This window comes from Proteocatella sp. QWL-06, from assembly GCF_058684135.1.
Window position 1 is genome coordinate 2,168,441 of record NZ_CM178755.1, and the last position, 14,408, is coordinate 2,182,848.

The following is a 14,408-nucleotide window of genomic DNA, read 5'->3' on the forward strand; positions in this document are numbered from 1 at the left end:
ATTACACCTCTGATTTTTTAAAATCAAAATCTTCTCCAATTATATTTAACACATTTTTTACATTAAATATTTTGCTTACATAGTCCTTAGATTTTATGCTCATATCACTTAACTTAACTTCATTATTATACAAATATATTATTTTATCTGCAAAGTCTACTGCGGATTCTGCAATACATAAAAACTCTTCAGATTCAATTATTCCTTCAGATCCAACTCGCGTTGTTATTACTGGGATGCCATGTTTCATTGCCTCAACAACTTTCCCTTTTATTCCCGCACCGTATCTTAATGGAACTATTGATAATCTAGATGTATTATAATATTTTTCTAGTTCATCGTCATCTATAAAGCCTTTGATTATAAAATTTTCATTTGCATATTTTTTTATTTCATCTGGCGGGTTTGATCCTATAATATAAAATTTAATACCTAAACCATAAGATGAAACAATGGGATAAATCTCCTCTGCGAGCCATATAACTGCATCAACATTTGGCTTGTGATTAAAACCCCCTATAAACATAATATCGTTCCTATCCGCAATATTATAAAGTATTTCATCCACATCATCAAATATATATGCTGGTATTGATTTTACATTAATATTATTATCAATTGTCTTTATTTCATTTTCTTCTACAATCGACGGATAATATACCACATCAGACTTTCTCATGAGTGACAATTCTTTATTTTTCCAATATTCAGATGTTTTTATCAGATCCCTATTTCCTGTAAGTTCATACTCTCTCATCTCTCTGAGAAAATGTAAATCATGTCCATAGTAAATTATCTTGGCATCTGTATTCGATTTGATATAATCAATATATTTTACAGAAATATGTGGTCTATTTAAAAACACAAAGTCTATATATTCTGCATTACTTTTAATCCAATTTTTCCAGTTGTTTTCATAGTAATTCCCATACAAAACTTCAATTCCCATCTGTTGTAATTCAGATGTGTACGGTTCATGCTTAAAAAAATTATCCCCAATGAATTTAACATTGAAGCCCATAGATACGAATAGTTTTAAATACTGATAAACCGTTCTACTCCCTGCATCCTTATCATAGTGAGGAACATAATGATCAATCACAAGAATTGTTTTTTTATTTCGAGTTCTATCTCTAGCTTGGAATACATGTTGTCCATTTTCAAAATGTTCTTTTTCGAGCACATGCTTCCATTTTTCATACAATTTCTTTTGATTTACTATTTGATAAGATTTTACTCCACTTGAAACATCTGTACCATTCGAAACTCCTTCAAAGTGAACTACTACTGACAGCGGTTGGTACATTACTTTATAGCCTTTTGATCTAACCGCAAATGCTAAATCACTATCTTCACAATATGCAGGCACAAATCGCTCGTCAAACCCCTCAACTTCTTCCCACAAGTCTTTTAACAACATCATTGCAGCTCCAGAAATATAATCTACTTCCTTTACATAATTATATTCCGGTTCATCTGGATTACTTCTATTCCCATAATTCCATGCGCTTCCATCTTTCCAGTATATTCCTCCAGCCTCTTGCAATCTTCCATCTGGGTATATGAGTTTTGAACCCACCATTCCTATTTTAGAATCACTTTCAATTAAGTTTATAAGCGGAATAAGCCAATTTTCTTGAACTTGAGTATCATTGTTTAAAAAAAGGATATATTTTCCCTTGGCATGTTTTGCTGCGTTGTTGCAGTTTTTCAAAAATCCAAGATTTTCTTCATTACTTATTACACTTATCCCAGTAACTATTTCGTTTATTCTCATCGTTAAATCTGTTGAACAATCATTTGCTATTATAATCTCATACTCTACTTCTTCGCTGTGCTTTGAAATTGATTTTATGCAATTGTACGTATGCTCAAATTCATTATATACCGGTATCACAATAGAAACTTTCGGATTTCTATAATTTGAAATCTCTATTCTGGAATAATCCTCAAATGTTTTTTTTGATTTCTCTTCAACTTTAGAAATATCCATTTTTATTTTATTAATTTTTGTACCAATTAATGCATCATCTATTCTATTTGATACACTTGTAATACCATCTTTTTTTAAAAGATAAAAGAATTTCTTGATCTTCTTTGGAGATGCCTTTTTCATAAATTTTATTGGATGCTTTATAAATTTAACTAAAATCTTTACAAACAGTCTTAATTTACTCTCTTTAGGTATAAAAAAATCTCTTATTTTCCATATTTTCCCCATATATCGCCAACTACGAGACTCTTTTATTCTTTCCAGTTCTCTATCTTTTTCTAATAATTGATTTATATGACCTTCTTTATTACTTAATTCTTGTTTTAATTCTCTTTCGCTTTCAATCAACCGATTTATATGACCTTCTTTATTACTTAATTCTTCTTTTAATTCTCTTTCGCTTTCAATCAACTGATTTATATGACCTTCTTTATTATTCAATTCTTCTTTTAACTTTTTGTGGGAATCAAGTTCAATCAGTTTATCTTCTAAAGTCATCTCTTTATCAAATTGACGACAATAACCACCTTCGCCATAAAAATCACCTTGTCTATACATTACCTTCGACCAAATATGCTCTTCTAATTTATCATACACTTCTTTTTCTTCTGAGACACCAATATAGGCTAATATTGATTCAAAACTTATTTTTGTTTTTGACTTACTTCTAAAATAGGCTGTTTTTGTTGCATAATATAATATGAAATTTAAAGGTATATTATCAAAACTCCATTCCTGATCAAAAAATATTAATCTATGGTTTTGATAAAAAGAATTGTAAAAAGTCATATCCATGAAACCTTTTTTCAGAATTATTCCATAATCTTGATTATCATGACCAAAATTGATATCATCGATAATCGTAATTTTTTCTTTAGATATTTCCGAACTTTTTAATAAATTGATTTTCAGCAAATCAATTAGCTTAAATACATTTTTCAGATCATTTTCAAACAAATAGTCTTCAAATACAATATCGGCTCTAGTCCCCTTGAAAAAATCCAAAACTAATTTACCATTAATCAATTTACTTTCCAATATCTCAACGCCATTCTTTGATAGTTCGATTTCATTTTTTAGCGTATTGTTTAAATGTTCCTCTGAGTATTTATTTGCAGGTATCTTTGTTACGGTCCCATCGCTGTCTATAGTTGTTACAATCTTAAACTCCTTTTTACACTCGCCTCTTCCCGTTATAAAGATCTTATGTTTTTGAGGCAATTTTGTCTTCGTAGCTTCAACTAAGAAAGAGTTTGCAAAAAAACCCGAAACATCATTATCTATAATATCCCTGTACAGTTTTTTTTCATTTACAGTAAGAATACTGTTCTTACCATAAGTAAATGGTATTTTTTCGACATCTGTATAATTTAGTTTCCATTCATCAGTAAACAAAACATTCGGAAATTTATAGTCTGGTAATACGTTATAAAATCTATGTTCTGATAATCCAGCTTTATCCAATATGCATTCTAAATCAAATTTCGAAAATGTTTTTGGTGTTCCATCTTTAACATATCCATTTATCCCTACAAATGGTAATTGCAAATGATCTTCTGAAGCTCCACACCAATACCTCAATCCAAATCTATTTTCAATTGCAAACAAAAGTATTCCATCGTCTTTTAGCAATTTTTCTACTGTACATAAAAATTCTACATAAGGATCATTTGCATTTGAGAAAACCCCTGCATACTCTAGAACTCCTACGAAAACAACATAGTCGAACCTTTGTTCATCATCAAAGTTATTTATATTATCCGTGACAACTGTAAGATTCTTCCTATTTGGAAACCTGGTCCTTATTATATTTGCTCTAACTTCATTCATCTCTACCGCAGTTACATGATTGCATTTGTCACATAGCATTCCTGTAATTGATCCCATTCCAGCACCAACTTCAAGAACATTTGCACCTTCTTTAAAATCATACCAATTTAAAATATTATGCCTAACTCCAGAAAAGGTATTGTTAGTAGTATAATCATAATTTTTTGAAATATAATCTTGCGACAAATCTTCTGGGAAATTTTTAGCAATTTCATACATTCTCTGTTCAGTTTCGGTTCCATCAGAATATACTTTTTGACCATTTTGGCTCTTAATAATCAATTTTTTTCCTCCATCTTTTTATATGTTTTCTCTATATCTTCTACATACGTCCGCCGCTTTTCCATCCATTAAAACTTTCCCTTTGTCCAACCAAACAACTCTATCACATAATTCTTCAATCTGAGAAAGTATATGAGAAACCATAATTACAGTTGTTCCACTAGACATCAATTGCTTCATTCTTTCTCCACTTTTTTTTGCAAAATGAGAGTCCCCAACTGAAAGTATTTCATCTACTATCAGGATTTCTGGATCTACTATAGTTGCAATTGAAAAAGCTAATCTCATCATCATTCCTGATGAAAATGTTCTTATCGGTTGATCCATAAATTCATGAAGTTCAGAAAATGCAACTATATCGTCATATTTTTCTTCTAAAAACAATTTACTGTATCCTAGTATTGCTCCATTTAGAAAGACGTTTTCTCTTGCAGTTAAGTCATGGTCGAAACCTGCCCCGAGTTCTAGCATTGGAGCAATAGTTCCTTTTACCGTTACCTGGCCCTCTGTTGGATTTAATACTCCGGCTATAAGTTTAAGCAAAGTACTTTTTCCAGCTCCATTTCTCCCTATTATCCCACATACTTCACCAGGCTTTATATAAATACTTATATCGTTTACTGCTCTGAATCTTTCATAAGTGACTTTGCCTTTTATTATATTTACCAGGTATTCTTTTATGCTTTTTATATTCTCTTTTTGAACTTTAAAGTCCATTGTCACATTTCTCAATTCTATCATTGTTATCTCCTAAATATTCAAAATAAAGTTTTTTTGAGCCTTTTTGAATACTTGTATTCCAATAATTAATGGAACGCACGCAAATACTCCACAAATCAAATGTGCCTTCATTGTCGGCAAGCTCCCATCTATAAGTATGTTTCTTACATATCTTATAAAGTGATACATAGGATTACATTGCATAATTATCATGAACTTATCTGGAATTATGCTTTCTGGATAAAATAGCGGAGTTAGATATGTCCACAGTGTTAATACAACACCATATAAAAATTGCGTGTCTCTAAAATAGACCATCATAGAAGAAAGCACAAGCCCTACACCCGTTGCAAACATGACCATACACATCACCGCATACGGTATTAAAAAATAATAAACATTCGGCTTCAACCCTTGTGTAAATACTATTAAAAATAATACGATCATTGCAAAACCAAGATTTATACAACTCGAAAGAATTTTTGATACTGGAAAAATATATTTAGGGACATACACCTTTGTAATCAAGCTGGCATTTCCAGTTATAGATATTAATGCTTGATTAGTAGATTCAGCAAAAAAATTGAACATTACAGAACCTACCAATAAATATACTGCATAGTTATCAATATCCCACCTGAATAATTCACTAAACACAATATATTGGACAAACATAGTGAGCAATGGATTCAACAAACTCCAAAGAACACCTAATACACTTCTTTTATATTTTGTTTTGAAATCTCTACCCACCAATTGTGATAATAAAAAACTATATTTTTTTACGGTTCTAATACTATTTATCACTAAATCACATCTCCAATTCTATAAAATACTCTGTTAATGCATCTTTCCAATTTGACATTAGATTAAATCCATTATCTAACAAACTTTTTTTGCTCATTCTGGAATTCTTAGGCCTTTTTGCTTTTGTTGGATAATCTTCAGTAGTTATATGATTTACCTTTGTGCTATAACCTGCTATTTTGAAAATTTCTTCTGCAAATTCCGCCCATGAACAATAACCTTCGTTTGTTGCGTGATATGTACCATACTTGTCAGTCAATATCATATCACATAAAAGATACGCCAAGTCAGCTGTATACGTTGGACTACCTATCTGATCGGATACAACATTTATCTCAGATTTTTCTTTCCCAAGTCTAAGCATAGTTTTAACAAAATTATTTCCATTTATTCCAAATACCCACGAAATTCTCACAATAAAATATCTATCTAAAAGTTCTTTAACCTTATTTTCGCCCTGTAATTTTGATAATCCGTAAACACCTAATGGCGATGTTTCATCATCAATTTCAAATGCTTTGTCTCCGGTTCCTGAAAATACATAATCGGTTGATATATACATTAACTTTATATCACTTTGCTTACATATGTTCGCAATATTTTCAGTTCCATTTACATTTACTTTATAGCATTCTGACTCTTCGTCCTCTGCTTTGTCTACTGCCGTATACGCTCCACAGTGGATAATAGCATCAGGTTTCATTTTCTCAATAAATGCTTTTGTCATCTCATAATCAGTAAAATCTAAATCTTTTCTTGTGGTTCCTATATAGTCTATGTTTCTTTCTTGAAGAACTTTACATACATCATAACCTAACTGTCCGTTTGCACCGGTTACCAATATTTTCATCTTAGTCCCTTTTCCATTTAATAATATCTATTATTATTTTAATCACAAATTCCGGTAATACCATAATAGCTATATCAAAATAAGCATCTTTTTTACTCAAATTCCTGTTCTTTAATATTCCTATTATCTCTTTGTTTTTTCTTGAATCAGCAAACTGCAAAACAGAAACAGGTAAATCTATTTTGCTTTTAAGCTGTTCTATCCTGCTGACTGCCACATTAATCCTATTATCATAGTATGTTTTTTTATCACTTACCCCATCCAAAATCCCAGTTTGATTTTTTCCATGTTGTCTGTAACTAACAAGTTGTTCACCAATAAATGAAATGTTTCCTTCACTTGCTGCAAATATCGCAATCCAATGATCACACACCGTTTTTTCATGAAACGGAATTGCTTTTTTTGCTATTTCAGCTTTTACAATCATAGAGCAGCCCGCTATACAGTTTGCATAAATCAGCCTGTTTAAGACATTCCCTCCTCTTAAATATTCCAATCTCGGTCTTATTTCTTTAAGACTTTTTGAATATACTTTCGACTGCGTATCTATTATTCGCATATCGCTGTATGCCAGTATGCTATTTTCGTGTTTGATTATATTTATCAATTTTTCAATTTTTATATCATCCCAAATGTCATCCTGATCACAATATGCGATATATTCTCCATTTGCCAATTCAGTCAATCGCTCAAACGTCTTATTTGAACCCTCATTTACTTCTTTTGTAGAAAACTTGAATTCAAGTCTGTTTATACATCTGTAAATTAATTTTTTTATTTCTTCAGTAGAAATAGAATCAGAGCAATCATCCATAACAAGAAGCTCTATATTTGCGTAGGTCTGCCTGTTGATTGATATCAATTGCTCTTCAAGCCATTTTAAATTCGGGTTATATAATGCTAATACGATAGATACAAGAGGAACTTTATCTTCCTGCATACATTCTTTCGTAATATCCCTGGTATTCTCCATTTATTATGTTCTCCCACCAACTTCTGTTATCGAGGTACCATTTTATGGTTTTCTTTATACCTTCGTCAAATTTAGTTTCTGGCAGCCATCCAATTTCGTTGTGTATCTTTGTAGGATCTATCGCATAACGCATGTCATGGCCTGCTCTATCTGTAACGTATGTTATAAGGTCTTCTGATTTTCCAAGCTCGTGTATTATAGTCTTTACAACTTCAAGATTTGTCTTTTCGTTATGTCCGCCTATATTATATACTTCTCCGACTCTTCCATTATGGATTATAAGGTCTATTGCTGAACAATGGTCTTCGACATAAAGCCAGTCCCTTACATTCTCACCTTTTCCATATACTGGAAGTGATTTGTCGTTCAGTGCATTTGCTATCATAAGTGGTATCAGCTTTTCCGGGAAATGATATGGACCATAGTTGTTTGAGCATCTTGATATAGTCACCGGTACCTTGAATGTTCTGTGATATGCCTGTACCAGAAGGTCTGCCGAAGCCTTGGATGCTGAGTATGGGCTCGATGTATTGATAGGCGTTTCCTCCGTGAAAAACAGGTCAGGCCTGTCAAGCGGAAGATCTCCATATACCTCATCCGTTGATACCTGGTGGAATCTCTGTATACCATATTTTCGGCATGCATCGAGAAGAACCTGAGTTCCCATGATATTCGTCTGAAGGAATATGGACGGATTTTCTATGGATCTGTCTACATGGCTTTCTGCAGCAAAGTTTACTACGATATCAGGTTTTTCCTGCTCAAATATCTCATATATCGCCTCCCGGTCTGCGATATCAGCCTTTATGAATTTGAATCTGTCATTTTTCATTGCATTTTCGAGTGTTTCTAGATTTCCTGCATAAGTAAGCGCATCTACGCAAAGTATGTCGTAGCTGCTGTATTTATCGAGCATGAAGTACACAAAGTTTGCCCCTATGAACCCTGCCCCACCTGTAACTAATATTTTCATATATGATTCTCCTTATTATCGGGTATTTTCTTAATATCTGAAGCTGCAGTCACTGTCTCTGAGCCTTGGAGCGCTGCTGTCCTTTTCCGAGAGAACAGGATTTTCTGTTCCCCAGTCAACTCCAATGTCAGGATCATTCCAGATTATGCTCCTGTCACTTTCATAGTTGTAATAATTGTCAGTTTTGTACACAAACTCTACATCTTCTGTGAGCGTAAGAAATCCGTGTCCGAAGCCTCTCGGGATAAAAAGCTGTTTCTTGTTTTCTGCCGAAAGCTCTACGGCCTCCCACTGCATGTATGTCGGCGAGCCTTTTCTAAGGTCCACTGCAACGTCAAGCACCGCTCCTCTTATGCATCTTACGAGCTTTGCCTGTGCATGCTCCCCGTTTTGAAAATGTATACCTCTGAGTATGCCTTTTTCCTTTGAGTATGAATGATTGTCCTGCACAAAATCACAGGCAGCAATCTCCGGAGTCTTGATTTTTGAGTAGGTCTCCATGAACCATCCTCTTTCATCTCCGAATACTCTTGGCTCTAATATATAAACGCCTTCCAGCTTTGTCTTTATAAGATTCATTATATTTCCTGCCTTATTTTTATGTTATGTTACTCGCAAATCATATATTTAATACAGGATATTTCCACCTGCTACCTGCTTAAGATATTGTCCATATACGCTCTTGCCATAATCTTCTGCACTCTTAAGAAGTGTATCTCTGTCTATCCATCCGTTTCTGTACGAAATTTCTTCGAGGCAGGCAATCTTGAGTCCCTGTCTTGTTTCCACTACTTTTACATATTCTGCAGCTTCTGTGAGACTGTCTACTGTACCTGTGTCCAGCCAGCCATATCCTCTTCCAAGTGTAATTACGTCAAGCCTGTCGTTTTCAAGATATATTCTGTTGAGATCTGTTATCTCAAGCTCTCCTCTTGCAGATGGTTTGAGATTTTTTGCATATTCACATACTTTGCTGTCATAAAAATAAAGACCTGTCACTGCATAGTTGGATTTAGGGTTCTGTGGCTTTTCTTCAAGTGATACTGCTTTTCCATCTTTGTCGAATTCCACTACACCAAATCTCTCCGGATCGTTTACATAATATCCGAATACAGTCGCTCTTCCTTTGTTTTCTACTGCTTTTTTCAATTGCTGAGTAAGCCCGTTTCCATGGAATATGTTATCTCCAAGTATCATGGCACACTGATTATCTCCAACGAACTCTTCCCCTATTATGAATGCCTGTGCCAGTCCATCCGGTGATGGCTGCACTGCGTATGAAAGATTTATTCCATATCTTGAACCATCTCCGAGAAGTTTCTCGAAATTTGGTATGTCCTGAGGCGTAGATATTATAAGTATGTCCTTTATGCCTGCAAGCATGAGTGTTGAAAGCGGATAATATATCATCGGTTTGTCATATACCGGTAAAAGCTGTTTTGATACTACCATAGTAAGTGGATAAAGCCTTGTTCCACTTCCTCCTGCTAAAATTATTCCCTTCATGTGGATATCTCTCCTTGTTTTTAATATGTAATACCAATATTAATTTTAACATAGACACAGTTTAAATACAAACCTTTTATGGGACATTGCCTGTCTATAAGCTCATCAAAAAACCTCAGGAATATTATTCCTGAGGCTAGCCGTATACTTTATTATTCCCCTTGCGTATGCCTTTACTATAACCATGCGTTTCTGAGGGGTATTTATTTTGTTTATATCTACTGAATCTATGAATGCACATTCGAGTATTACTCTCGGGCAGGTTATGCTCCTGAGAAATCCGTAATGGTCATATCCAAACTCATTCTTTCGGGTCTTTATTCCTCTGCTGATATGGCCTATACCTTTTATCTCTTCTTCAATTCGTCCTGCGAGATTTCTTGATTGAGCTGCGTCTCTGTAGAGCGGCACATATGCCTCAAAGCCTCTTCCGGCACCTGCGTTTACGTGAAGATCTATCGCTATGTCTGCCCCTGAACTGTTTGCCATTCTTATCCTGTGAGCAGCGCTGCGGCTTATATCTGACGTCCTTGAAATCACTACGGTTACTCCGTATTTTTCAAGCTCTGATTTAAGCATTATAGCCATGTCAAGATTCAGATCCTTTTCCATGAAGCCATTTGCTACCGCTCCAGGATCTGTGCCTCCATGTCCTACTCCAATGAATACCTTCATATAATTCTCCCTTCTGTATATATTGCAGATTTTCTGCGTACACATATACATATGGAAGAAATATCCTTAAAGGTGTTAATTATTTCTTTCGAAAAAGAGGTGGAAGTTGCTGTACCTGTTCAGGGAATTGCGTTCCTGCCTTATGAACTCCCAGGTCTGGTTATAGCTCCCGGGCACTGCGAATTCGGGGTCGTTTATGAAATCTAAGAAGTCCTCTTCTCTCTTGTAGAACCTGTCTGCGAACTCTTCGGCCTTATGCTTTTTTCTTCGGTCCTGCATGCTTATTTCTTTGTGGAGGACGTGCTCGAGGTTGCAGGAGAAGTAGTACACTCTGTAGCTGATTCCGAGTATCGAAGGGCATGCGGAAAGGACGTCCATGATCTCACGCTTTTTTTCGTTTCGCTCCGCTACATATTTTACGCTCTTGGCATAGATATGCTTGGTCGTGTATCTCAGGCCGCCTGCCTTGGCTCTTTCTATATACTTGTCCTCGATATATGCTCCGTCTGCATCTACGAGATGGACTATCCGTTCTACGTCCGAGCGTTTGAGGAAGTTGTCCCTGCAGTAGCGGTTTATCCTCGAGGTCATCTTGTCTACGGCGTTTTTTCTGTTGGTGGCGCCGTCACTCGTTACGTCTCCGTTCATTATATAAAAACGGATATCCCTGTCTCTTGAGAGCCTGCTCGTTATGGAGCCCAGGGATATCTTATCTGTTATTCCTTCTACTATGAATATGACTGCTTTTTTAGCTTTCATCTGTCATCCTCCCGGCTGTCCTGAAGGCCCGGCTGATCTCAAAGTGGTCTGTCTGCTCGTAGAGATTTTCTCTCTGACCTCCGAGGCTTATGCATCTGTAGTATCTTCCTCTCAGGCTTTCTCTGCCGTTTTTTCCTGAGAATCTGTAGTACCTGTTTTTGGGATTGGTGGTGGTGAATATGAGCGAGTCCGTGCTGAGCTTTTCGAGCGGCCTGAGGTTGTGGGACGTGAAAATGAGCTGGCCTCTCGCATTTTCTGCGAGTATCTCAAGCAGCTCTCCCAGAAGATATTCGAATATCCCTGAATCGAGCTCATCCACTACGAGGCACACCGACGGGTCGTTGTACATCTTTATCATGGAGCTGAGTATGGATATTATCTTCTTTATGCCGTCTGATTCATATCTCATAGGGATCTCGAGGCCCTGCTTCCTTGATACTGTCTCTACCCTTATTCCCCTGCTGCCGTCTGCGCCGAGCTGGCTGCCGTAATTTTTTATGTCCGTCTCAAGGCCGGGGATTATCGCGCTGAGCACGATGTTTATCTGCTCTGCTGCCTTTTTCATGGACTCATACAGCTCTGCAGGCACTACTGAAGGTTCTCTGAGTGCAAGCGGGGAGTCCTGATATCCATTGCCGTGCTGTATTATGAACAGCTTTGAGTGCGCATAATGCCTGAGGCCGAATATTATATCCCTGTAGTCAGCAAAGTCGTATGCATTCCTCAGGATCTCATAGGTGTCATCACTGAATATGAAGGAGGTCCTGTTTTTCTGGGACATCTTTTTGGAGACAAGAAGGTCCACGTTGTTCTCGGGGCTCTTGTGGTTGAGCCGCTTGAGATTCTTGAGCGGCCTGAAGGCATAGCCCTTTTCCTGAGCGTCGAACTCTATTATGGTCTCCTTCTTCGATGGGAGAATCTTATATGAGAGCTTTTCCTTTGAGATGTTTGCGCTGCTGGAGCCGTATCTCTCAAGCTGGGCCTGATAATAGACTGCGCAGGTTTCCTGATGGAGCTGTACGTCGAATTCAAAGCTCAGCTCTGCGCTTTCTGCCGCCTGGTGGATGTAGTCTCCTGAGTTTTCGGGAAGCGGATTCCCGCTGAGGATGAGCCTTAGCATGTGCATAGCCTCAACCACAGCGGTTTTTCCGGATCCGTTCTGTCCGTATATTCCTATTATTTCAGACTCCATGTCCTCATCGAGCTCCCTGTCTGCGCAGGGAAGGCTGATGGTGCCGTTTTCGACATTCTTGAAGTCTTTCAGTCCTATCTTTCGGATTCGTATTATAATCTTAATACTCCCTTTCCTTGTATGTTGTATGGAGCACCTTGTGGGCCTTGTGACTGCCTGGCTCTCCAAAATATTCTTCGTAGAGGGTCTTTATTACCGGGCTCTCATGAGATTTTCTGAGTGGAAGGTTTTTGTCCTCTTCGTAGAGGGCCTTTGCTCTCTCGGTCTTGAGGTCCACGAAGTTTCTCACCGATGCAGGCTGTACCGGCTGTCCTCCGCCGTTGATGCAGCCTCCAGGGCATCCCATGATCTCTATGAAGTGGTAGTTCTTTCTGCCTGCTCTTATCTCGTCGAGAAGATGTCTTGCGTTTGCAAGGCCGCTCGTTACTGCTACGTTTACCTCGAGGTCGCCCACCTTGTAGGTAGCTTCCTTGATTTCCTTTGTTCCCCTGACCTCTGTGAAGTCAAGGTTCGTAAGCTCCTGTCCTGTGAGCTTTTCGACTGCGGTACGAAGGGCTGCTTCCATAACGCCTCCTGTAGCTCCAAATATAGCGCCTGCGCCTGTGGATACTCCAAGTGGATCATCGAAGTTGCTGTCTGCGAGGTTTTTGAACTGGATTCCAGCTCTCTTTATCATCCTTGCGAGCTCTCTCGTCGTGATAGCTATGTCTATGTCATAAACTCCGGCTGCGGACTGGTTATCTCTTCTTGCCTCGAATTTCTTTGCGGTGCAAGGCATTACAGATACCACCACTATATCGTGCGGATCGAGGTTGTTCTTCTCGGCGTACCAGGTCTTTACGACTGCTCCGAACATCTGCTGCGGTGACTTGCAGCTTGAGAGGTTTGGTATGAAGTCATGGAAGTTGTGCTCGCAGAACTTGATCCAGCCCGGTGAACATGAGGTTATGAGCGGAAGTGGGCCTCCGTTTTGTATCCTGCTGATGAGCTCCTGCGATTCTTCTATTATGGTAAGGTCTGCGGCTATATCCGTGTCGTACACTCCTGCGAATCCAAGGTGCTTGAGGGCGGTTACCATCTTGCCCTTGACGTTGGTGCCCACTGGCATTCCAAATGCCTCTCCAAGGGTTACCCTGATCGATGGAGCCGTTGCCACTATTACGTGCTTGCTCGGGTCTGCGAGGGCTGCCCAAACCTTGTCGGTGTCGTCTTTTTCGGCTATTGCTCCTGTAGGACAGACCACTATGCACTGGCCGCAGGATACGCAGTCGGTCTTGCCCAGATCTTCTTCGAATGCGCAGCCTACATGGGTCTTGAAGCCCCTGTCGTTCACGCCGATTACGCCTACGCTCTGGAGCTTGCTGCAGGCCGCGACGCATCTTCTGCACAGGATGCACTTGTTGTCGTCTCTGTACATGTGGATGGCTGAGTCGTCAGTCTTGTATACCTGGTTGTGGCCGTCAAATTTGGCCTCATCGTCTACCTTGAAGTCATGACAGAGCTTCTGAAGCTCGCAGTTGTCGCTCCTGATGCATGAGAGGCAGCTGCGGTCATGAGTCGAGAGTATGAGCTCTAAGGTTAGCTTTCTCGCGGTTAGGACTCTTTCTGAATGCGTGAGTATCTCCATTCCTTCTGAGAGCGGATGCACGCATGATGCTACGAGGTTTCTTGCTCCCTTTACTTCTACTACGCATATCCTGCAGGCGCCTATCTCGTTTATCTCCTTGAGATAGCAGAGGGTTGGGACCTCTATGTTGATCTGGTTGCAGGCCTGCAGTATGGTCAGTCCTTTGGGAAACTGATATGATATGTTGTTTATCTTAACGTTTACGGTACTCATCTTTTCCT

General features: G+C 38.0%; 12 protein-coding genes. All 12 read right to left on the minus strand.

What is annotated here, in order from left to right:
* Position 1 precedes the first annotated feature (1 nt).
* The 12 genes from AC4PGZ_RS10440 to AC4PGZ_RS10495 all read right to left on the minus strand — a co-directional run bounded on the left by AC4PGZ_RS10440 (position 2) and on the right by AC4PGZ_RS10495 (position 14,400).
* A complete protein-coding gene (locus AC4PGZ_RS10440; protein WP_492158561.1) occupies positions 2-4,105 on the minus strand; it encodes a glycosyltransferase in 4,104 nt (1,367 codons plus the stop codon).
* A gap of 18 nt (positions 4,106-4,123) precedes the next feature.
* Entirely contained in the window at positions 4,124-4,846 is a 723-nt protein-coding gene (locus tag AC4PGZ_RS10445) for an ABC transporter ATP-binding protein (protein ID WP_492158562.1), read from the minus strand.
* Between the two features lie 9 nt (positions 4,847-4,855).
* A complete protein-coding gene (locus tag AC4PGZ_RS10450) occupies positions 4,856-5,632 on the minus strand; it encodes an ABC transporter permease (RefSeq protein ID WP_492158563.1) in 777 nt (258 codons plus the stop codon).
* Positions 5,633-5,636: 4 nt separating this feature from the next.
* Positions 5,637-6,482 carry a dTDP-4-dehydrorhamnose reductase gene (gene rfbD, locus AC4PGZ_RS10455; RefSeq protein ID WP_492158564.1) on the minus strand — a complete coding sequence of 282 codons (846 nt, stop codon included), beginning with the start codon at positions 6,480-6,482 and terminating at the stop codon, positions 5,637-5,639.
* 1 nt (position 6,483) lies between these two features.
* Entirely contained in the window at positions 6,484-7,455 is a 972-nt protein-coding gene (locus AC4PGZ_RS10460; RefSeq protein ID WP_492158565.1) for a glycosyltransferase, read from the minus strand.
* Positions 7,409-8,428: a dTDP-glucose 4,6-dehydratase gene (rfbB, locus tag AC4PGZ_RS10465; RefSeq protein WP_492158566.1), complete on the minus strand. Its 1,020-nt coding sequence runs from the start codon at positions 8,426-8,428 to the stop codon at positions 7,409-7,411. Before rfbB ends, AC4PGZ_RS10460 begins: the two co-directional genes overlap by 47 nt.
* Before the next feature lie 30 nt (positions 8,429-8,458).
* Complete coding sequence (gene rfbC, locus AC4PGZ_RS10470; RefSeq protein WP_492158567.1) at positions 8,459-9,007, minus strand: dTDP-4-dehydrorhamnose 3,5-epimerase; 549 nt, start codon at positions 9,005-9,007, stop codon at positions 8,459-8,461.
* A gap of 48 nt (positions 9,008-9,055) precedes the next feature.
* Positions 9,056-9,934 (minus strand): glucose-1-phosphate thymidylyltransferase RfbA, encoded by an 879-nt coding sequence (gene rfbA, locus AC4PGZ_RS10475; protein WP_492158568.1) that lies wholly within the window; start codon positions 9,932-9,934, stop codon positions 9,056-9,058.
* 105 nt (positions 9,935-10,039) lie between these two features.
* The gene (locus tag AC4PGZ_RS10480; protein ID WP_492158569.1) at positions 10,040-10,609 is read right to left on the minus strand and encodes an N-acetylmuramoyl-L-alanine amidase family protein; all 570 of its coding nucleotides are present in this window, start codon (positions 10,607-10,609) and stop codon (positions 10,040-10,042) included.
* A gap of 75 nt (positions 10,610-10,684) precedes the next feature.
* A complete protein-coding gene (locus AC4PGZ_RS10485) occupies positions 10,685-11,368 on the minus strand; it encodes a hypothetical protein (RefSeq protein WP_492158570.1) in 684 nt (227 codons plus the stop codon).
* Positions 11,358-12,728 carry an ATP-binding protein gene (locus AC4PGZ_RS10490; protein WP_492158571.1) on the minus strand — a complete coding sequence of 457 codons (1,371 nt, stop codon included), beginning with the start codon at positions 12,726-12,728 and terminating at the stop codon, positions 11,358-11,360. The genes AC4PGZ_RS10485 and AC4PGZ_RS10490 overlap by 11 nt, the downstream gene beginning before the upstream one ends.
* Positions 12,661-14,400, minus strand: a complete 1,740-nt coding sequence (locus tag AC4PGZ_RS10495) for an NADH-dependent [FeFe] hydrogenase, group A6 (protein ID WP_492158572.1) — start codon at positions 14,398-14,400, stop codon at positions 12,661-12,663. The genes AC4PGZ_RS10490 and AC4PGZ_RS10495 overlap by 68 nt, the downstream gene beginning before the upstream one ends.
* Between the last annotated feature and the right edge of the window lie 8 nt (positions 14,401-14,408).